Origin of the sequence: Gluconobacter kanchanaburiensis NBRC 103587 (genome assembly GCF_007988905.1) — a bacterium.
Lineage (GTDB): Bacteria > Pseudomonadota > Alphaproteobacteria > Acetobacterales > Acetobacteraceae > Gluconobacter > Gluconobacter kanchanaburiensis.
In genome coordinates this window covers 1-19,584 of the sequence record NZ_BJVA01000026.1, presented here as the reverse complement: position 1 = coordinate 19,584, position 19,584 = coordinate 1, and the positions used below count along the sequence as shown (strand labels likewise).

Genomic DNA, 19,584 nt, shown 5'->3' with positions numbered 1-19,584 from the left:
TTTTGGTTTTGGTTTTGGTTTTGGTTTTGGTTTTGGTTTTGGTTTTGGTTTTGGTTTTGGTTTTGGTTTTGGTTTTGGTTTTGGTTTTTTATCAAATCCTTAGAGAGAGCAACAGGATTTATCACAGATAAAGAAAAGAAAATAGAGAAATATAAACATATTTTATAGAGCTTTGATGTCCTCGATATCGAAGATACCGAATGGCATATTTCGAATATATTTCCAGACATTTTCGTTACAGTGAAACATTTTCATATTGACTCTCAGTTCACTATATCCGGTGGAATTATCCCGAATCAGTACTTCTGGTCATCTACGAAAAAGGGGGATGCCATATAATTTTCGTATTTCCCATCCCGGCCATCATCACGAAATCTGTGAACAGTTCCTCACGAAATTGAGAAATAAGAAAAAAATTTTAGATCGGTACAAATCGACCTATTTCCTACAAATTGGAAAAACGGTTTTTTTTCATCTAGATAATGACCATTTTCTACTATCCGGCAGGACAAAAACCACCGTCATAAACCGCCCAGACTCCTGAGTTTCCACATTTTGTCACAATATAGTGAATTAGACCGATCTAGGTAGACTCCTGAGTCTCGTGGCAAATGCCCCTTAGCCGTTACGAAATATGACCGAAAGGCGCGCCACGTGCTGCTATTCAGGAACAGGCCCACCGAAGCTGATCATGGGCTCCTAAGACGCATCTGCTATACGGCGGTTCTCGGAATGACCTTCATTCCCGGACTGGTTCTGGCAGATGAGCCATCTCCTTCGAACCTTTCCCTTTCTCAGGCACGCGCTCTGGCGAGAGCCGCAGAAAACAAGGCCGCTTCCAATCATACAGCTATTGTCGTGACCGTCGTGGATGCGTCAGGACAGCCTCTTCTAGTCGAGCGTATGGCAGAAGCGCAGCTTGCCAGTCTCGAACTATCAAAACGCAAAGCCGTCAGTGCGGTCTTTTATAAACGCCCCTCGTCAGCTTTTGAGGCCGCATTAAGTGGTGGGAAAATGGCGGTTCTCGCGCTTCCTGATGCCATGCCGGCCGGTGGCGGCGTTCCGATATTCCGTCGCCAACAGCTCGTGGGAGGCATTGGGGTCAGTGGCGGGAACAATACCCAGGATTCCGACGCCGCGACCAGCGCTGTGGAGGCTTTGAAATGATGGCCGCTTCTCTCCACAAACGGGATGGAAAAGGAACAGCGCTGTGAAAAAAATTAGCCCTCAGCCCGTTTCCTCACGGACCCCGGTTCTGGGACGCCGCTCTCTCCTGCTCGGCACTGTCATGGGCAGCGTTTCTGTAGCGATCGGCAATTCCGTCTTCGGCCGCGCAAATGCTCTTGCAGCCACGCCGCTTGATGAAACATTTTTGAGTGTCTCAAAGGCGATTACCGGAAGGCCGGATCTCGATCCCGTTCTGAGCAGCCGGCTCTGCGCCGCCATGCAGACAACGTTTCCGGCTTACGCCAACACAATCCAGTCTCTCGCCAGAATTACCGAACAAGGCGGGCAGCCACATGAAATCCTGGATCGGTCCGGTGACCTGAAGAAGGCTTTTCTAGCGCTCAATGCCGCCTGGTACACAGGCTCAACAGAAGACAAAACCAACGCACCGATGGTCGCTTACTACGACGCCCTCATGTACCAGCCCACCAAAGACGGCCTGCCGGTACCAACCTACTGTTTCGGTCGCCCCGGATGGTGGACGGAGGCACCGCCCCCCCTCGGCATTCCAATTCATGCCCCGTTGCCTGCGACGCCTCCGCCCCCGGCTCCTCCGGGCGTAGAAAGCAAAATTTCTCCCCAGTCGCCCCCTCTTAAACCCATGACGCCGTCCTCTCCCCCTTACGTCCCCAAACCCCGTCAGGAGCACTGAACCATGGCCAAACCGGATTTTACATCATCTGGAGACGTCTCGGCGGATGTCGTTGTCGTCGGGTCCGGAGTGGTCGGCGGTATGGTGGCAAACGAACTTGCTGCTGCCGGTCATTCCGTCGTGATTCTGGAAGCCGGACTTCGTCTAAAGCGTGCCGAATATGTGGAAAACTGGCGCAATATGTCATTCCACAACCGTCTTCATTCGGATTTTCAAGGGCTCTATCCCCAGTCTCCCCTGGCTCAGGCGCCGTTGTATTTTCCGCCCAATGATTACGTCGGACTTTCCGGTCCCAACGGCTCTGCTTTCAAGCAAGGATATCTCCGTACCGTAGGCGGAACAACATGGCACTGGGCAGCTTCATGCTGGAGGCACCTTCCTTCTGATTTCGAAATGAAATCACGTTATGGGGTCGGGCGAGACTGGGCGATATCTTACGACGAACTTGAACCTTTTTACTGTCGTGCCGAAGAAGAAATGGGCGTTTCGGGCCCTCATGACAAAGCCCTTCAATCCCCGCAGGAACGCAGCCGCCCCTACCCCCGAGATATGATCCCCTTCGGTTATGGAGATCGTCGGGTCGCAGAAATTGTCAATCCTCATGGTTTTCACCTGGTTCCTATTCCACAGGGACGAAGCATGGAACCTTTCGGAGATCGCCCGGCCTGCTGCGGCAACAATAATTGCCAGCCCATCTGCCCCATCGGTGCAATGTACAATGGTATCCAACATATCGAAAAAGCCGAATCCAAAGGTGCTGTCACCATTGCAGAAGCCGTAGTCTATCGAATCGATACAGACGAAAACAATCGCGTCACAGCGGTACACTGGTACGACGCCCATCGTCAGTCTCACAAAGCGACCGGCAAAACATTTGTTCTGGCCTGTAATGGTATCGAGACGCCCCGTCTGCTGCTGCTTGCCGCCAATGCCCGCAACCCGAACGGAATCGCCAATTCTTCCGATCAGGTTGGTCGCAACATGATGGACCATTCCGGGGTACACGCCTCTTTTCTGGCCAACGAACCCCTCTGGTTCGGACGTGGCCCCGCACAGAGCAGTTGCATCGTCGGTCCCCGGGACGGGGATTTCCGGCGGGACTATTCAGCCAACAAGATGATTCTGAACAATATCAGCCGCGTTGCACCTGCAACGGAACAGGCACTCAAACTGGGTTTGGTCGGCAAGGAGCTTGATGATGAGATCCGGCGGCGTGCGGCCTGCGGCGTTGACCTGTCCATCAGTCTTGAACCGCTGCCCGATCCCGAAAACCGCCTGACACTCAGCAAAACCCGGAAAGATCCGCTTGGTCTTGCGTGTCCGGACATCCACTATGATGTGGGTGATTATGTACGCAAGGGGCTGAATGCCGTCACCACTCAGGTCAAGGAAATTGCCGGCCTGATGGGGGGAACAGAACTCCGTATCACAACGGACTATAACGCCAACAACCATATCATGGGTGGAACAATCATGGGCCGGGACCCAAAGGATTCGGTTGTGGATGGCAACTGCCGCGCCCATGACCACGCCAATCTGTGGATTCCAGGCGGAGGGGCGATGCCGTCCGCGAGCGTCGTCAACACGACACTCAGCATGGCCGCACTCGGACTGAAAGCCGCCGATTCCATCAAGGCCGCTTTCGCACGGGGGCAGGCATGAAACAGAAACACCGCATAAACCCGCCCCTTTCGGGGGCTTTTGCCCTCGCTGCCGCTACTGTCCTCGGTTTCTGCACAAGCGCATACGCCCAAAGCAACGGCCCCGACAGGAATATTGCCCAACGCGGACATTATCTGGCGATCGCGGCTGACTGTGCGGCCTGCCACACAGCGCCCGGCTCAACGCAGCCTTTTGCCGGCGGATACGGGATCGCATCTCCACTTGGATCGATCTATTCGACCAACATCACACCCTCCAAAGAACACGGCATCGGAAATTACACCGAAAAAGAGTTTGCCCACGCCCTGAGGGAAGGCATACGGCGTGACGGAGCCCACCTCTATCCGGCCATGCCTTACACATCCTACACCAAGCTGACTGATGACGACGTGCATGCGCTGTACGTCTATTTCATGTCCGAGGTGAAGCCTGTTGAGAGCACACCGCAGAAAACGGCTCTCCCCTTCCCCTATAATATCAGGGCGTCCATGGGGATCTGGAATGCCCTTTTCCTTGATGACACACGGTTCAGACCGGATCCATCCAAATCCGCAGAGGTCAATCGCGGGCACTACCTGTCCTATGCGCTCGCACATTGCGATACCTGTCATACCCCTCGCAATGCGATGATGGCGGAGAAAGGCGCAAGCCCTCTTGCCGGCGCCTCGCTCTCATCCTGGTATGCCCCGAACATCACTTCAGATCCCGTCAGTGGTATTGGCGGCTGGAGCAGCGAAGATCTTTTCCGGTATCTCAAGACTGGCGACGTCCCCGGCAAAGCGCAGGCCGGCGGCCCCATGGCCGAAGCCATCGAGCACAGCTTTCAATATCTCGATGACGCCGATATCCGTGCGATGGTTTCTTACATCAAGCAGGTTCCAGCGATCTCGGACAGTAAGGATAAAGCGGCACGGGAAAGCTACGGAAAGGCATCTGGACGTGAATCCGTCTACCGAGGCCTCCCCGCCAACCGAATCAGTCGTGGCGAGTATCTTTTTTCGGGAGAATGCGCAGCCTGTCACCGCCCGACCGGTCAGGGCAGCCCTGATGGATATTATCCGCAGCTCTTCCATAACACTGCGGTGGGTGCTCCCATTGCCGATAACCTGATTACCACCATTCTCATGGGTGTCCGCCGGGAAGTTAACGGACACACGACCTACATGCCCGGATTTGGTCCGGGATCGTATGTTGATTCCCTCTCCGATCAGGACATTGCCGATATCAGCAATTACGTTGAGCAGAATTTCGGAAATCCCAATGTCAGGGTCACCCCTGATGATGTGAAACTCATCCGTTCCGGTGGCCCCAAACCCCTTATCGCGCGACTGGGTGCCCTGACGGTTCCGGCAATCATCGTGGCTCTTGCCGGTCTTGCTCTCGCGATTTTCTTTTTCATCCGACTTTCAAGAAAGGCGAAAGCCTGAGGCTTTTCGCGCTTTTGTATCCCGTCTCCAGGAGTTTCCAGAGATGCAAAGACTGTATCTGCTTTCCTGTGCCGCGCTTCTTGCGTTCGCATCCCCTGTCCGTGCCCAGACGGTGGTTTCAGCCAACGATGCGCATTCCATCCTCCGCAATGGCGTGCAGGTTCTTCCCCATCCGCTCAGACCGGACTCCCTGTCATTTCTTGAGAAGAACGCGGATGGCACCTGGAAAGTCCGGACAAGCATTGACGTCCCCACAAGCGTCATCGGACCGCCAACCGCTGTAACCTTCAGCCCCGACGGCAAGATCCTTGTCGTCTCCGCCGCTTCCAAGGCAGACCAGAAGGCCGGGACCATCGTTCCCGATGATGAAATCACGGTTGTCGATGTTTCGGGTCCACAGCCTAGAATCATACAGCGCACAGGGTCCGCGCCCGGCGCGACCACCCTGCGCTTCACACCGGACGGACACCATCTCCTTGTTGCCAATGGCAAATCCGGCGTTCTGACGTGGTTTTCTTTCGACGGACACAGCCTGAGCGACCGGCGTGTGATTTCCCTCCCCGTTTCGGGCTTTCCGGGCGGTCTTGCCATTCTGCCAGACGGAAAACGCGCACTTGTAAGCCTCTGGCAGGCTGACCGGGTCTATACCCTCCATATCGACGGCGACCAGATCTCCGTCGAACCCCATCCTCTCGACATCAAGCCGGGCCCCTGGAACATCCGACTGAGCCGGGACGGCCATTACGCCGTCATGGGAATGCTGGGACATGGCGAGGGCCTGCCTGGCGCTCTTTCTGTACTCGACCTGAGCGGCAACTCGGTCCGTGAAATTCAGAGAGTCCCTGTTCCCAATGCACCGGAAGGACTGGATATCTCACCGGACGGACAGTACGTCGCCGTCGTTTCACAGAACGGTTCGGCCCTCTCTCCGTCCTCGCCCCGCTACCATGACCGGGGCATCGTCACGGTCCTTTCATTCCACGACGGCCATCTGGCACCGCTGGCACAAGCTCCTGGAACCCTGTGGCCCCAGGGCCTGACCTTCTCGCCAGACGGTCATGACATTCTCGTTCAGGGTGTCATGGATCGTAGCCTGCTGACCTTGAGCTGGAATGGCACCCAACTCCGCAAAGTTGGCGAAAGTCCTCTTCCGGGCGGGGGGGCCGACCTCGAAAAAACATCGCCATGATAAGACACGGATAAATCCGTCTGGTTGGGTGTTCCTTTTTGCTGCTCTTCGCGCGGAGCAGAAAGGCCTGTCCTCCCTAACTTTCGGGGCCAGCTTTGAGTCCCCTGATTGTCTGGGCAAACCACACACCCGTAAAAGACTGGTGGAAAGGCAGGCAGCGCCAGAATCAGGATCATCGCCACTGACCATCCTGGAAATACCAGGCAGGGCGAAGATCCTCAGAACAGACCGCTCCTCCCCCCCCCCCGCTTCAGCGGGAGAGAGCGAAATTCAAACCACTCATAACTGTCAGCCCCTGATTGGGGATCGAGGCCAGCGCGCTGGTGTAATACTGCCGGTTGGTCACATTGTCGGCACTGGTGAAAAGCTGAAGGCTTCTTGTGATCTGATAAGAGCCGAACAGGTCGAACACGACATAACCGGCTCGCAGAGGCGAAACCCCGGAATCGCTGCTTGTCTGCCCTAGAGTATGCGTTGCCGCACGGATACGACCACCCAGCGTCAGACGATTATCAAGCAAATGAAAGCCAAGTGTGCCGGCCATGACCGAACGCGGTGGCGTCGTGACCATCTGGTCATATCCGGTATAGTCCTCTCCCGGCAGCTTTGTGGTGGTATTTGTGTAGGAAAGGGTCGCGAATACGAAGCGTGAGTCGTATTTCGCCTGTCCTTCAACGCCGCTGGTGCGGGTATTTCCGCTGATATTCTGAAAGAAATAACCATAGGTCGGAATGTAGGAGCCTGCAGCTGGAGCGCCAACAACCAGCGTCTGACCGATATAATCCTTAATCCGCGTATCAAAATAATCCGCACTGAACTCAAGATGGTCATGATCGGCAAGAATATCGCTGTAGTGCAGCTTCATACCGACTTCCCAGCCATAGGTCCGTTCCGGATCAAGGGCCGGGTTGGGAATGAATTTCAGAAACCCGAGGCCGGGATGAGAGCCTGAATAAAGGGTTTCGGTGGTGGCGGGCGGGCGGAAACCAAGCCCGTAGTTGCCGTAAATCTGCAGGCCCTGAACAGGATTGAGAGCCAGTGTCACTTTGGGATTCACGGCATCCGATCCCTTGCTGACATGGAACCGGCCCGCAGCGGCTGTTGTAAAGCCGCCTGCCTCATTCACACCGCCACCAGAAAGATTGTAACTGTCATAGCGTAGCGCGCCAGTCAGCTGGACGATCTTCCAGCCTAGCGTCGCCTGGGTAAAGGCGGACCCAACGCTCCGGCCCCCACTGGGCGTCGCGCCGGTATAGCCCGTCTGGTCGGTGGTGCTAACGCTATCATGATAGTATTCGCCGCCGTAATTTAGGGCGATATCGATCGGACCACCGCGCAGGGTGGTTGTATTGTCCGCTTCGAAGCCGAGTGTCGTAAGACCATAATGCGTCAGATCCGCTGCCGCGACACTCACACCCATAAAGGAAGGTGTGTAATTGGCCATACTGGTTCTGACGACATAGCCTTTTACGTGCAGGGCTACGAGCTTGTTGTCACGCGGCGTGAAACGGTAGTCGATCGTCCCGGTGTTGTTCTGAACGCTGTCGGCCGTTGCGATCCCTTCCGACCCCACGCCGAAAGCATTGTGATAGATGACCGTTCCCAATTTCAGCGTCTGGTCGACCCCGGGCGTAATGTCGATCTTGAAGAGGCCGGATTGCAGGCGCTGAAAAGTGTGAGCAACACGGGCTCCATTGCCGTCTTCGTAATCGCCGGAGCTTCGCATGCTGAAAGCAGCTGCGACACCAAGCCAATCATTGATCCGGGCCCCTGCCCCGACCACGCCAGAGCCATCGTAGTTGTTGGTTCCGCCGAGAGCACGACCGAGGACGCCATAACGTTTACCGGGATCCACCAGATCGTCCACATCGAACGTGTGCAGGTTCATTACACCTGCGATCGCCCCCGCGCCATCGCCAGTCGCAACAGTTCCACGCCGCACATCCAGCCCTGCAAGCAGGGCTGGATCGACATAGACACTGCCGTCAGCACCATGTCCGCTTTCCTGAAAATTCTGTCGCGCGCCGTCGATCATCACGTTGACGCGCCCAAAATCCTGCATGCCGCGCATGGATACCGCCAAGGATGGTGTGCCGTCGTTCTGAAAATAAACGCCCGGCAGGCCGGTCAGGATTGCATAGGGTTCGTTGGGCTGGACACGCTGCAACTCAGCACGTGAGAGGCTCGACGATGCCTGTGGAACTGTTGCGGTTTCGGTGCCTCTGACCCGGACTCTCGGCAACGCGATCGGTGCATGGGCGGGAAGCGGCGTCTGCGCGGTATCCGTCGCGGTATTCTGGTACAGATCCCCCGTTTTCTCCTGAGCTTCGGCACCTCGTACGGCAGGAAGGGAGCAGACCGCCAGCGAGGCGACTGAATAAAAGAGCAGGCGGCGTGTCCGGAGCATAAGGCTGTATCCTGTCGTATTTGCAGGCGAATGACGGCATGGATCCTTAATGAGAACGATTCCTATTTGCAATACAAATCACTCCCCTGTATCACATTCTGACACAAGCTTCTGATGTCGCTCTCGGCCCCTCCCCCGGAGATGCTCCTCATATGGTTACTTCTCTTTCCACCTCCCCTTTCCCTCATCGCCGCCCCCCTGCTCGACGGACGGTGATCCGCGCAACGCTGGCGTCCCTCGTTACAGTGTCAGTCCCGTGGTCTTCTGCGGGAGCGGCCGAACGGATCATTACGGATTGCAGGGGGCGAAAGATTGGCCTGCGCGATACGCGGCGGATTGCCTGCATCGGTGGTACGATTACCGAAACGCTTTATGCTTTGGGGGCTGCAGAGCGTATTATTGCTGTCGATACGACATCGACATGGCCGCAGGATGCATTGCGCGACAAAAAATCGCTCGGCTACATGCGGATGATTTCGTCCGAAGGCGTGCTGTCGATGCGGCCGGACCTGATTCTGGCCATGAATGATTCCGGCCCACCCGCAGCCATGGACCAAATCGTCGCATCCGGAACGCCCGTTATTTTCGTTGATGCAACCCCCTCGCCAGAGGCCATTATCGGTCGCACACGGTTTCTTGCAACGCTTCTGGGGACAATGGCAAAGGGCGATGCGCTCTGTCAGACGATCGACGACCGATTTCGCGCGCTGGCAGACTGGCGCGCGGCGCACCCGCTGACACGTCGCGTTCTGTTCGTCATGCGCATGACAGGGGGTCATGCGCTCGCAGCGGGAAGCGGCACAGCAGCGGACGCCGTGATCCGCCTGGCCGGCGCGCTGAACGCCGGTCATGCCATGCAGGGATACAAGATTGTCGAGGACGAAGCCCTGATCGGGCTTCGCCCCGATATCGTTCTAACCATGAGCCAGGATACCGAAGCCATTCGTGCTGCAATGCTGGCCGATCCGGGGTTTAGGCTCACACCCGCAGGCCGGAACCGGGCGATCATCGCCATGGAGGGCGAACGGCTGCTGGGCTTTGGGCCACGGACGCCTCAGGCCGCGCTGGATCTCGCACAGATGATCGCTTCGCAGCCCACATGACCTTCAGACATCCTTCTCCCACACTGGCAATGACGGTCCTGTGCGGACTGCTCGTCGTCACGGGGATCGGTGCACTCGCCTTAGGGGCGACCGGGTTCGGCTTTGGTGAGGTTTTCGGAACCCAAACGTCCAGCAGTCTCGCCCGCGTTGTCATTACCCAGATCCGGGCGCCGCGGGTTGTGTTTGCGATGCTGGCGGGTGCGGCGCTGGCGTCTTCGGGGGCAGTCATGCAGGGACTGTTTCGCAATCCGCTGGCCGATCCCGGTCTGATCGGGGTTTCCTCTGGTGCGGCGCTGGGGGCAGCACTGGTTATTGTTCTTGGCCTTGGCGAGCTTTTTGCGAACTGGGCCGTACCACTTGGGGGAATGGCAGGAGGGCTTGCCAGCACGGCTCTGCTGTACGGTTTCTCCACGCGTAACGGCGTAATGTCGACGAACACCGTTATTCTCGCAGGCGTGGCGCTGGGTGCCTTTTCCGGCGCTCTGATCGGAATCCTGATTTTCCGTGCCAATGACACAGCCCTGCGAGACCTTACCTTCTGGACAATGGGCAGTCTGGCTGGTGCAACTTGGACGCGGATCGGTCTTCTGATGCCATTTCTGATCGTGGCTGCTCTGCTTATCGGCACATTGGCAACGCCGCTCAACGCTCTGCTTCTGGGCGAGACAGATGCCGCCCTGATGGGCTACAGGGTCGAGCGTTCCAAGCGTCTTGCCATGCTGGGCGTGGCGCTGGCCACCGGGCCTGTCGTTGCGTTCGCGGGCGTCATCGGCTTTGTCGGCGTGGTCGTGCCTCATCTCGTCCGGCTTATGACCGGCCCCGATCATCGCATCGTACTACCATGCAGTGCGCTTCTGGGGGCGACCCTGCTGGTCTGTGCGGATACGATCGCGCGTGTCATTGCCATCCCGGCTGACGTGCCTGTGGGGGTGGTCACAGCTGCGATCGGCGCGCCAGCTTTCGTCTGGCTTCTCGCACGCGCTGAACGCCCGGATGCTCCGTCATGACACTGGATATTGATGCCGTTTCCTGCCGGATCGGCGGCCGTCTTCTGCTCGACGACATCTCCCTGCGGGTTCCGTCGGGCAGTCTGGTCGCGATTGTCGGGCCGAACGGCGCAGGCAAAAGTACTCTTCTGCGGGTGGCAAGCGGTCTGATCCCGGCTGATGCGGGGCGTGTCATGCTCGACGGTGTCTGTCTGAACGACATGACGCCAGAGCGTCTGGCTACACGGCGCGCGATGCTGGCTCAGGACAGCCCGCTGAGAACGCGTTTTCCGGTCAGGGACCTCGTGCGGACGGGCCTGCGCGGTATTCCCGCAAAAGAGGCCGAAATGCTCATTGCTGAAGTGTTGCGGCGTGTCGGTATGGCAGAATTCGTACAGCGTGATGTCCTCAGCCTATCGGGCGGCGAACGCCAGCGGGTTCATCTCGCGCGTGTTCTGGCCCAGCTCGAAGCGGGTGCGCGCTCCGATACGCCCGGATTGCTATTGCTTGACGAACCGATATCAGCGCAGGATCTGGCGCGGCAGGCGCTCGTTCTCGACATTGCGCGCAGCCATGTTCGGCGCGGGGGAGCCTGTCTTGTCGTGCTGCATGACCTGAACTGGGCGGCGTCCCGCGCCGATACGGTTATCGTCCTTGCCGGTGGGCGCATCTGCGCGACGGGGCCGCCACGCGCGGTTCTGACACCGGACATGCTGGCGCAGACCTTCACTGTCGCCGCACCTCGCGTCCATCTGCACGACACAACGGGCCGACCGTTCGTCGTGCCACATGACATCACCTCCGCCCTGGCAGCGGAAACAGAAAACAAGGACATTACATGTATATCGCCATGAACCGTTTCAGGGTCTCGCCCGACTGCGAAGAGGCTTTCCAGCGCCGCTGGCTCGACCGCGAGGTCCTGCTCAGGACAGTCCCGGGTTTTGTCTCTTTCCAGTTTCTCAAGGGACCGGTTGGCGAAGACAGCACGCTGTACGCCTCGCATACCGTCTGGGCGTCTTATGACGCTTTCATCGCATGGACTCGCTCCGAACAGTTCAAGCAGGCCCATGCGAGTGCAGGGGAGGGCAGGAAACTCACGGTAGGACCGCCGGTGTTCGAAGGGTTCACAGTGCTGCAGAATGTTGAAGCCTAAAAACTTCTCGTCGCCATTCACGTCTCCTGCCAGTCCAGAGTCTCTCTACTCAATGATCAGTTTGTCGAGATAACGGCCATGGGTCGTTGTGACCCGAACAGCGTTTTTAGAAAGCGTATGCTCCCAGCTCGAGAAGCAGTGTTCGCAGTGTTTCGAATGCGGGATCGGAATGTCGTCTTGGGCGCGGCAGAGAAATGAGCACATCAACACGGATCCGGTCGCGCTCGAGAACGACGGCCCGATCCGCCAATGAATGCGCTTCAGTCGAAATTTCCGGTCGATTGAAACGTGGGGTTTGCAGCCAAAGAACGGAATGACGAAATCGCTCGACGACACTGTTCCATCGTCGCAAAACCAAGTCCGCTCAAGCGGGCCAGGCACTCTTCAATATCAAAGAAACCCAAGAATTTTCCGAATACTCCAGGTCATTCCTGCAAAATGCGAAAACTTCTTTACAACTGCTGGATATAAACGAGATTGAGAGGGAAACGCTCCAGAGCCAGCTATGCGGATCGCATGCTTCGTATGCTAGGAAAGCAAACCTAGGGAGGATACTATGTCAAACCGGTGTAGGGAGCGTAGAAAACCAAAACGACCTACTCAAAAACAACCCGTTCGTCGCAATGAAGCAAAGAAGCTAGCTGCTCCAGTGGTGATCATCGCGATTCTCTTTCTCGGAGCAATTGGAATGCGCGGCATTTTTCTTAATCGAGCTTCACATGCCCTGGGTGGCCCTTACACGCTTATCGATACGCACGGCCATACTGTCACCGAGAGCCACTTTCAGGGGCGATATACACTGATTTATTTTGGATACACACACTGCATAGATGTCTGCCCGTTAACCCTCGAGACCGTTACACAAGCTCTCGATCTTATGGGAAAAGAGGCACACCGGATTGTGCCGCTTTTCATCACGGTCGACCCATCACGTGATACTCCTGGAGTTGTCGCTGATTACGTCAGTCATTTCTCTCCTGACATCGTTGGCCTTACGGGAACGGAATCCCAGATCCAGACGGTCATTAAAAGTTTCCACGTCATGGCGCGACGTCGTGGCACTTCAGCGGATCGCATATCCTCAGACTACCTCATGGATCACAGCTCTGTTCTATATTTGATGGATGGCGATAACCGACTGATGTCTGTCCTGCCGGTTGACACCAGTCCGCAGGAAATCGCCACACGACTGCGTCGTCTCGTTGCTGCCAGTTAGCTACGGCGGATAATTTGCGAAGGCAAGGTTGCAAGCCAAAGGAGCAAAAGAGAAGCGCCCAGTTCCGGTAGAAGCACTCCCAATAACACCAGAACAGCCAACGCGCCTGCACCTATCTTCTTATTAGGCACAGCCAATGGGGCTCCTAGTTGTCCGGGCGGTCTACGGCGGAACCATAGAATGAGCGCCGACACGCTCATGATTAGCAATCCCGATGCCACAAGAAAATTTAAGAGTTGATTGACTCTTCCGAAAAGCTGCCCCTCATGGGCCGCAACCCCATATCCGATAATGCGATCCATCAGCCCTTTGTCCTTAAAGCGCTGAATGGATTTTAGATGACCGGAGAGTTCGACGAGGGCACTGATGCGTTCTGGGCGGTTTTGCGTGTCCGAACGAATATGCCATGTAGTTTCGCCCGTCGATGGTGGTGTCACAAGGACAGGTGCCGGGAATTTCAGTTGAGACGCAGCCAGTACCACACGGTTTAGCCCGTCTGAGAGAGAACTGTCCGACATGGTCATGGACTCCATATCCATGCCGGGCATAGTGTCCACTTTTGGCGGAGAAACTTGACGGCCAGCAACAAGATTGCGCTCGGAAACAGCCCCGATTTCCCAGTCCGGAACGGTCGTCATTCGACTGATCTGTGTCTCCACACGCGACAAAGCGTGCCCCCAAACAAATGACCATGGCAGACCGGAGATAAGAAAAAGCGCCAGAAATAAGGAGATCCACATCCCAGTTACTGCATGGAGGTCTCGCCACCAAATTCGACCTTTATGAGTGATCCGAGGATAGAGAATGCCCTTTAATCCATGAATATGACGTGGCCACCAGAGATATAAGCCGGTAGCAATGAGTACTATTGTCCAGGAGGCTACCATTTCCATGATGATGGAGCCAGTATTCCCCAATAACAACTGACCGTGCAGTTTGAAGATGATACGTTCAAAACGGTCTTCTTCAGGAACCTGTTTGAGAACCACGCATGATGTCGGATCAACATACACGCGTATGGCTGTGCCCTGGCGATCAACGATCACCCGGGCTGCGCTGGAAGTCGTCTCCGGAAGTTCATAAGCTAGAAAATGGCTGTCGGGGACAGCATTGAGTGCCGCCCTGACTTCCTGTACCGGAGTTGAATGTGTCGCACCGCCTGCGAGATGATCGTAACGCCAGTCGATCCAATGATCCACCTGCGGCTTGAACAGGTAAATTGACCCTGTGAGGCACAGCAACATAATAAAGGGCAGGCAAAAGAGCCCTGCAAAGAAATGCCATCGCCAGATTGTCCGATAATCTGGCCATAATGGAGTTCTGGAAGCGTTCATCATCATGGATACCCTCAGAACTTAAGCCGCACACCACCAAAAAACGCTCTTGGCGATCCAGCGTAAATGGATCCTGTTTCATTGGCCAAAATACTTCGCCCAGCCTGCTGTCCGGTCGAGAGAAGTGTATCACTGATGTCAGTCGCACCAGCGGCATAAACCTGATTGGTTACGTTCTGCACCTCAAAATAGCTGTGCAGACGGTGAACCCACCCCAGACGCTCTGGAGGATCGTAATGAACCTCCAGATTTAACAATGCGTAGGAGGGAGCTTTCAGAATATTGGCATTATCGAGGTAAAAGGAGCTCCTCCACGTCATTTCTGCAAAACCTCCCAGCCCTTGCAACCATCCGTCTGGCTGATCATAGAGAACACGCGCATCCAGGAAATGCGGCATGACACCAGGGATGAGGTTGCCCTTCCGCGAGAAATTACGCGCTATCGTGCTATTGGACAGTGTCTCGGTGTATTTTGTATAGATCTGGTTGTCATAGGTATAAGACAGCTTCAGCCGTGCACCCGGCAGAGAGGCTCGTAATGGCTGCCATGTTGCAGCAAGTTCAATGCCACGATGCTCTGAAGCCGGGGCGTTGAAGGTATAGCTTCCTGCAGGCGTATTGACACCCGCCGACTGGCTAACAAGCTCGTTTCTGTAGAACTCATAAAAGCCAGTAGCCTGAATATTGATGCTGGGCGACGGGTGCCATTCAGCGCCCAGATCAAAACCGAGACTTGTTTCGCTCTTAAGCTGCGTATTGTTCCCGTAGGTTCCCTGAGGAGTGACAAAGAAACTGGAATAGCCGGGCGTGGCGTAGGCTGTTCCAACACGAGTATGGAGAGTCCAGTCCTTGGTTGGCGTATAAACTAGCGATGCTTCCGGTGCCAGATTGAAGAAACGCCGATTGGCCGTAATATTTTGCAGCGTAGTTGAATTGGCCGATCTGTTGTAGAGGGTTTCGATAGCGCCAATGTCGGATTGAGTGCCACCAAGCCCAATTACCGCATGCCAGAGCGGCGAAAACTGCCAGTCTTCCTGAAAACGAATACCAATGTTCCACTGATGGCCGTAAGACGTGGAATTCAGGGCGCCTCGGGTCGCGCCGCCTTGCGGGGTCAGATTATAGACCCGATAGCCATAATCCATGTAGTCGAAACTGGCTCCCACAAAGCTGGTCAGGGGCGTTTTCCCAATACGGCCGCGGTTCGTCAGGTCCGTCTGCACATTGTAAGAATTAAACGGCCCCACAAAGGCTGTTGTGGAGGTTGGTTGGTCGACATGACGTTGATCATACGTAAATTGGGTATGCCAGGTCGTTCTGGGATCAAAGTCGTGCTCCCATCGAAGGCCTACAATAGTACGTCGATCAAAACGGCCGAGCCCAGCCTGCTGTGGGGTCATCGTCTGACGTACGCCATATGCACCATTCACCAGAAGATTGACTGAAGCGCATCCGGCAGCAACCGATGCCGCATTGGCACAACCGTTCTGGTAGGGATTGCTACGAAACTGATTCAGGGAGAGACGTAACGGCAGTGATGTGTCCGTAACGTTATTCACGAATTTTAGGATAAGGCGATCTGATGAGGTTAGATTGACTCGCAGCCGCATATTTTCGGTAGACGTGTCGTACTGGCTGTTCGCAGTGAAGCCCTTACCCCGCACATCGCTGCCAAACAGCATAAAGTCGTAGCGCTTATTGCCTGCCCCAATCGTCATATAGTTATTGAACAGGCCGAAGCTGCCAAAGTCTGAACCCAGCTCCAGACCGTGAATGTCAGCGCCGTTCCGGGTGCGAAAATTGATTGCCCCATTGATCGCATAATTACCGTATAGTGTGGAGGCTGGTCCCTGAAAGACGTCCACCCCCTCATAGGCATGCGGATCAATCAAATCTGCTCGGGCAGTACCATCAGGTTGCGTCATGGGAAACCCATCTTCCGTGATCTGAAGATTCTTCAAACCATAGGACTGTCGTGCGCCCGATCCGCGGACAGAAACGACACTGTCACGCGGTCCATTACCTTGCAGAACAGTGACCCCAGGAATGGTTGCGACCATATCACCCACGGTCTGGGCGGCTCTGTTCGCGAAATCTTCGCGTTCTGCGCTGTAGGTTGTTTCACCGGTTAGATGAAGCAGTGCCGAGCCACGCGCAGCACCTCGTACAATAATGCGTTCCGGAATTAGGCCCTGATGTGGCACAGATTTGGCCGCTGCTGTTCTACGATGGCGTGTATGAGGTCGTTGAGCCTGAGCCGGGACACCGCCCAGAAACACGCAGGCAAGCGCAAACGAGCCGAAAGGACGGCTGGATATAAAAGGAATTGGCATCTGTTTGTTCTGATCTAAGAAACGCAGAAAACCTTTCATCGTAAAGACGAGAAAGGCGCTCAATCAATGTTAGATCAGATGGGGAGGTCCTTGAGCATAGATGCCCGATAGCCGCCACGAGGGAGGGCCTCGCACTGGCGGGAAACACCAAAAAGCGTGGCGGCTTGTTAGAAAAATTGCGAGAAAAATAGCAACGACGCATCCGGTCAGAATGATCGTCAACAGGTCATCAATTACGGCAATGCCATCACCAACATCCGCTGCATGATGGTGATCAGGGCTATGCGCACCGAGATCCTGGCTGTCACACAAGGTCGACAGGCTGGCGAACTGCTTTAACGGATCATCGAGGAGAAACTGTGGTAATGGCAGACTTCCAACACTGAGACGAATCATAATGGCAAGCAGAACCAGCGGCCAAAAGACCTGCATCCCTCCGTTCTGCCATGTAATTCGCATCATTTTTCTTTATCTAAAGCGGCTTTCAGCACAGCGCCAGATGGAAATATATTTTTATTGGCCTTGCGACGGTTTTGTGCCGGAAAACCATGATTATGAAGCATACGGAAGAATTTCACGGTGAGAGATAAAGATCGCCCTGAACAACCATATGTATAGCGCCCCCCGAGTGAGCATAGAACTCAAGGAAGTCGGGCTTGATATTGATGAGCGTCGCGTCGGACGGCTGATAAAGATCAATAGCATCCGCTCGGTTCGCAGCCGCCCCCAATCAAAAATAGGCGGGCAGTATCAGCTTTATGTGGCCAATGAAGGATGGCTTTGGCTGGCCAGCAAGCGACTGGATGACCAAAATCTCGCCTTTTGGGCTTTCAGCATGGCGGTTCACCTACGCGCCCCTACCCCGGGCAGCATTTTTCACTCCGATCGTGGCAGCCAATATTGCTCACACGATTTCCCGAAAAAGCTAACCGAAAAGAAGATGATTTCCTCCATATCCGACAAGAGAAACTATTTTAACAACGCTACCGCCAAAACCTTCTTCAAAACCTGAAAGCCGAACTCCTTTGGCGAGAGGACTGGCCAACCTGATCTGTGATTTCTGACCAACAAAGACTCTCTCAACATGCAATCAGAGGATTTTTTTGTATCAGATCAACAAAACCTCCTGGATCCATAAAGGTCACCTGTGCATCCGGTATAAGGTCACGAAAAATATCAACACCTGATAATAATTTCAGGTCTCGGCAATCATGTGCTTGTTGCGAATTATTATCACTTGCTCTATGTGACTGAGCCTTACACGGAGTTGGATCACGACAGAAAGTGGACAAAATACGAATCAGCCGCCTGTTTTTAGGCCACAGACGGGAGTTGACTGACTATGTTGGGCGGCAACTGAATGACCGTGATCTTGCCGCTGACTTCGTACAGGAAACCTTCATTCGCTTCATGGAGCATGGAGACGCCCTGCCAGCAGATTCATGTCGTGCATTCCTATATAGTACACTTCGTAATCTAGTGATCGACCACGTCAGATCCGTCCGCCGACGCAAAACATCAAATATCTCTACCGAAGATCTAGCTTGCACAATAGACGACAGTCCTCACACAGAAGACATAGTAGCAGCCAGGCAAAAAATTCGCCATATTGCAGAACTTCTAAATGAACTACCCAAAACAACTCAACGTATATTCATACTCAATCGCGTGACTGGACTAAATTATCGCACAGTAGCAAAACAACTCGCCGTTTCAGAAAGCACAGTACAAAAGCATCTTGCGATAGCGCTTCGGCACCTTCTGTCGCGCCTACCTCGCTGATTTTCATGATTTTCGTTACTGACCTTGTGATTTCCAGACGTCTTATCTGTAACGGGTCCCGCACGATCATAAGGCTGATCTCATGACGGATAATACGAACAGTCAACTGGACAGGATCAATACGGAAGCTGCGGAGTGGGTCATTCGCAGAGGCGGTGACGAACTGACACTGGAAGAGCAACAGTCTTTCGAAATATGGCGATCTATATCGCCTCTTCATGAGGCGGCATTCTGCCGGGCATCCAATCTGTGGTCGGATCTTGATGTTGGCAGTCGAAAGAAGAAGAACCGACGGCAGCAAACAGCCGTATATGTTACTGCAACAGGTATACTCATGCTCGGGATTGGTGTGAGCTGGCTTGAACCCGGCCGTTGGTTTGCCGATTACACAACGAGCACAGGAGAGATTCGCACTGTCCAGCTTAATGATGGCAGTCTTGCCGAATTGGATACCCATGCTGCCCTCACCTTACGCTATACAGCAAAAGAGCGACGCGTTATCGTAGTTGAAGGGCAGGCCTATTTTACTGTTGCCCCACTAAGTGAGGCGGAACACAGGCCCTTTGTAGTCGATGCGGCTGGTGGTACGGCCACAGCACTGGGCACCCAGTTCATGGTCACACGCAATGGTTCGGACGTGGATACAACCGTAACCGAACATACTGTTCGTGTCACAAGAGAGGATCGTGACGGTACTTTACAGTCAGTTGTCGTTTCAGAGGGACAGAGCGTCCATTTCAGCCGCGAGGGCCTGAATGACCCGCATGCAGTGTCTACTACAACACTGACCGCGTGGCGGAGTGGCCAGCTTGTTTTCGATAATGAGCCACTTTCGGTCGTGATCGCTCGCCTGAATCTATACCGCCATGGTCGGATCGTTTTGGCGAAGCGAAGTTTGGCCAGACTAAGAGTGAGCGGCGTCTTTGACTGCAAGGATATTGAGGGCGCCCTAACAACGATCAGTCAGGAACTGCATGTGAAAACAATTTCTGTGGGTATGCTGATAACAATCGTCTATTGATGACTGCTTCAGTACAAAACGTATAGACCTATCATTAGGCCGTTCGCAGAAAAAGTCTTAGGCTCAGGACTCATAGCCAGAACATGACGGTA

17 protein-coding genes are annotated in these 19,584 nt (G+C 54.8%); 13 read left to right on the top strand and 4 right to left on the bottom strand.

What is annotated here, in order from left to right; translation table 11 throughout:
- The first annotated feature begins 732 nt into the window (after nucleotides 1-732).
- From GKA01_RS13105 to GKA01_RS13085, 5 genes are read left to right on the top strand one after another with little or no spacing between them, the layout of a single operon-like run.
- Nucleotides 733-1,167 carry a GlcG/HbpS family heme-binding protein gene (locus tag GKA01_RS13105; RefSeq protein WP_146863991.1) on the top strand — a complete coding sequence of 145 codons (435 nt, stop codon included), beginning with the start codon at nucleotides 733-735 and terminating at the stop codon, nucleotides 1,165-1,167.
- 43 nt (nucleotides 1,168-1,210) lie between these two features.
- Nucleotides 1,211-1,879, top strand: a complete 669-nt coding sequence (locus tag GKA01_RS13100) for a sorbitol dehydrogenase family protein (RefSeq protein ID WP_244289219.1) — start codon at nucleotides 1,211-1,213, stop codon at nucleotides 1,877-1,879.
- 3 nt (nucleotides 1,880-1,882) lie between these two features.
- The gene (locus GKA01_RS13095) at nucleotides 1,883-3,541 is read left to right on the top strand and encodes a GMC family oxidoreductase (RefSeq protein WP_146863988.1); all 1,659 of its coding nucleotides are present in this window, start codon (nucleotides 1,883-1,885) and stop codon (nucleotides 3,539-3,541) included.
- Nucleotides 3,538-4,968 (top strand): c-type cytochrome, encoded by a 1,431-nt coding sequence (locus tag GKA01_RS13090; protein ID WP_146863985.1) that lies wholly within the window; start codon nucleotides 3,538-3,540, stop codon nucleotides 4,966-4,968. Before GKA01_RS13095 ends, GKA01_RS13090 begins: the two co-directional genes overlap by 4 nt.
- Nucleotides 4,969-5,011: 43 nt before the next feature.
- A complete protein-coding gene (locus GKA01_RS13085; protein ID WP_146863982.1) occupies nucleotides 5,012-6,157 on the top strand; it encodes a lactonase family protein in 1,146 nt (381 codons plus the stop codon).
- Between the two features lie 250 nt (nucleotides 6,158-6,407).
- Here the strand turns inward: GKA01_RS13085 and GKA01_RS13080 are convergent, their stop codons facing one another.
- Nucleotides 6,408-8,564, bottom strand: coding sequence for a TonB-dependent receptor domain-containing protein (locus GKA01_RS13080; RefSeq protein WP_146863979.1), 2,157 nt, complete (start codon nucleotides 8,562-8,564; stop codon nucleotides 6,408-6,410).
- A gap of 152 nt (nucleotides 8,565-8,716) precedes the next feature.
- Between GKA01_RS13080 and GKA01_RS13075 the strand changes: the two genes are divergently transcribed.
- The 5 genes from GKA01_RS13075 to GKA01_RS13050 all read left to right on the top strand — a co-directional run bounded on the left by GKA01_RS13075 (nucleotide 8,717) and on the right by GKA01_RS13050 (nucleotide 13,022).
- On the top strand, nucleotides 8,717-9,667 hold the full coding sequence (locus tag GKA01_RS13075; protein WP_146863976.1) for a heme/hemin ABC transporter substrate-binding protein: 951 nt from the start codon (nucleotides 8,717-8,719) through the stop codon (nucleotides 9,665-9,667).
- On the top strand, nucleotides 9,664-10,674 hold the full coding sequence (locus GKA01_RS13070) for a FecCD family ABC transporter permease (protein WP_146863973.1): 1,011 nt from the start codon (nucleotides 9,664-9,666) through the stop codon (nucleotides 10,672-10,674). The genes GKA01_RS13075 and GKA01_RS13070 overlap by 4 nt, the downstream gene beginning before the upstream one ends.
- Nucleotides 10,671-11,507, top strand: a complete 837-nt coding sequence (locus GKA01_RS13065) for a heme ABC transporter ATP-binding protein (protein ID WP_146863970.1) — start codon at nucleotides 10,671-10,673, stop codon at nucleotides 11,505-11,507. Before GKA01_RS13070 ends, GKA01_RS13065 begins: the two co-directional genes overlap by 4 nt.
- Nucleotides 11,492-11,806 carry an antibiotic biosynthesis monooxygenase family protein gene (locus tag GKA01_RS13060; protein WP_146863967.1) on the top strand — a complete coding sequence of 105 codons (315 nt, stop codon included), beginning with the start codon at nucleotides 11,492-11,494 and terminating at the stop codon, nucleotides 11,804-11,806. The genes GKA01_RS13065 and GKA01_RS13060 overlap by 16 nt, the downstream gene beginning before the upstream one ends.
- 688 nt (nucleotides 11,807-12,494) lie before the next feature.
- Nucleotides 12,495-13,022 carry an SCO family protein gene (locus GKA01_RS13050; RefSeq protein ID WP_208653421.1) on the top strand — a complete coding sequence of 176 codons (528 nt, stop codon included), beginning with the start codon at nucleotides 12,495-12,497 and terminating at the stop codon, nucleotides 13,020-13,022.
- Here GKA01_RS13050 and GKA01_RS13045 read toward each other — a convergent pair.
- The 3 genes from GKA01_RS13045 to GKA01_RS13035 form a co-directional block, all read right to left on the bottom strand.
- Nucleotides 13,019-14,362, bottom strand: a complete 1,344-nt coding sequence (locus tag GKA01_RS13045; RefSeq protein WP_146863961.1) for a PepSY-associated TM helix domain-containing protein — start codon at nucleotides 14,360-14,362, stop codon at nucleotides 13,019-13,021. The genes GKA01_RS13050 and GKA01_RS13045 overlap by 4 nt on opposite strands.
- Nucleotides 14,363-14,370: 8 nt before the next feature.
- Nucleotides 14,371-16,689: a TonB-dependent receptor family protein gene (locus tag GKA01_RS13040; protein WP_228119954.1), complete on the bottom strand. Its 2,319-nt coding sequence runs from the start codon at nucleotides 16,687-16,689 to the stop codon at nucleotides 14,371-14,373.
- A gap of 69 nt (nucleotides 16,690-16,758) precedes the next feature.
- Nucleotides 16,759-17,151, bottom strand: coding sequence for a hypothetical protein (locus GKA01_RS13035; protein WP_228119953.1), 393 nt, complete (start codon nucleotides 17,149-17,151; stop codon nucleotides 16,759-16,761).
- 166 nt (nucleotides 17,152-17,317) lie between these two features.
- Between GKA01_RS13035 and GKA01_RS13030 the strand changes: the two genes are divergently transcribed.
- The 3 genes from GKA01_RS13030 (at nucleotide 17,318) to GKA01_RS13020 (ending at nucleotide 19,492) form a co-directional block, all read left to right on the top strand.
- On the top strand, nucleotides 17,318-17,701 hold the full coding sequence (locus tag GKA01_RS13030; protein WP_146863957.1) for a hypothetical protein: 384 nt from the start codon (nucleotides 17,318-17,320) through the stop codon (nucleotides 17,699-17,701).
- A 272-nt stretch (nucleotides 17,702-17,973) separates the two neighbouring features.
- A complete protein-coding gene (locus tag GKA01_RS14115) occupies nucleotides 17,974-18,471 on the top strand; it encodes an RNA polymerase sigma factor (RefSeq protein WP_146863954.1) in 498 nt (165 codons plus the stop codon).
- Nucleotides 18,472-18,553: 82 nt separating this feature from the next.
- Nucleotides 18,554-19,492, top strand: coding sequence for a FecR family protein (locus GKA01_RS13020; RefSeq protein ID WP_146863951.1), 939 nt, complete (start codon nucleotides 18,554-18,556; stop codon nucleotides 19,490-19,492).
- Nucleotides 19,493-19,584 lie beyond the last annotated feature (92 nt).

Coding starts and splice junctions, on each gene's coding strand:
- GKA01_RS13095 (WP_146863988.1), top strand. CDS start 1,883: ATGGCCAAACCGGATTTTACATCATCTGGAGACGTCTCGGCGGATGTC.
- GKA01_RS13060 (WP_146863967.1), top strand. CDS start 11,492: ATGTATATCGCCATGAACCGTTTCAGGGTCTCGCCCGACTGCGAAGAG.
- GKA01_RS13075 (WP_146863976.1), top strand. CDS start 8,717: ATGGTTACTTCTCTTTCCACCTCCCCTTTCCCTCATCGCCGCCCCCCT.
- GKA01_RS13035 (WP_228119953.1), bottom strand. CDS start 17,151: ATGATGCGAATTACATGGCAGAACGGAGGGATGCAGGTCTTTTGGCCG.
- GKA01_RS13085 (WP_146863982.1), top strand. CDS start 5,012: ATGCAAAGACTGTATCTGCTTTCCTGTGCCGCGCTTCTTGCGTTCGCA.
- GKA01_RS13090 (WP_146863985.1), top strand. CDS start 3,538: ATGAAACAGAAACACCGCATAAACCCGCCCCTTTCGGGGGCTTTTGCC.
- GKA01_RS13020 (WP_146863951.1), top strand. CDS start 18,554: ATGACGGATAATACGAACAGTCAACTGGACAGGATCAATACGGAAGCT.
- GKA01_RS13070 (WP_146863973.1), top strand. CDS start 9,664: ATGACCTTCAGACATCCTTCTCCCACACTGGCAATGACGGTCCTGTGC.
- GKA01_RS13105 (WP_146863991.1), top strand. CDS start 733: ATGACCTTCATTCCCGGACTGGTTCTGGCAGATGAGCCATCTCCTTCG.
- GKA01_RS13045 (WP_146863961.1), bottom strand. CDS start 14,362: ATGATGATGAACGCTTCCAGAACTCCATTATGGCCAGATTATCGGACA.
- GKA01_RS13065 (WP_146863970.1), top strand. CDS start 10,671: ATGACACTGGATATTGATGCCGTTTCCTGCCGGATCGGCGGCCGTCTT.
- GKA01_RS13050 (WP_208653421.1), top strand. CDS start 12,495: ATGCGCGGCATTTTTCTTAATCGAGCTTCACATGCCCTGGGTGGCCCT.
- GKA01_RS13080 (WP_146863979.1), bottom strand. CDS start 8,564: ATGCTCCGGACACGCCGCCTGCTCTTTTATTCAGTCGCCTCGCTGGCG.
- GKA01_RS13040 (WP_228119954.1), bottom strand. CDS start 16,689: ATGCCAATTCCTTTTATATCCAGCCGTCCTTTCGGCTCGTTTGCGCTT.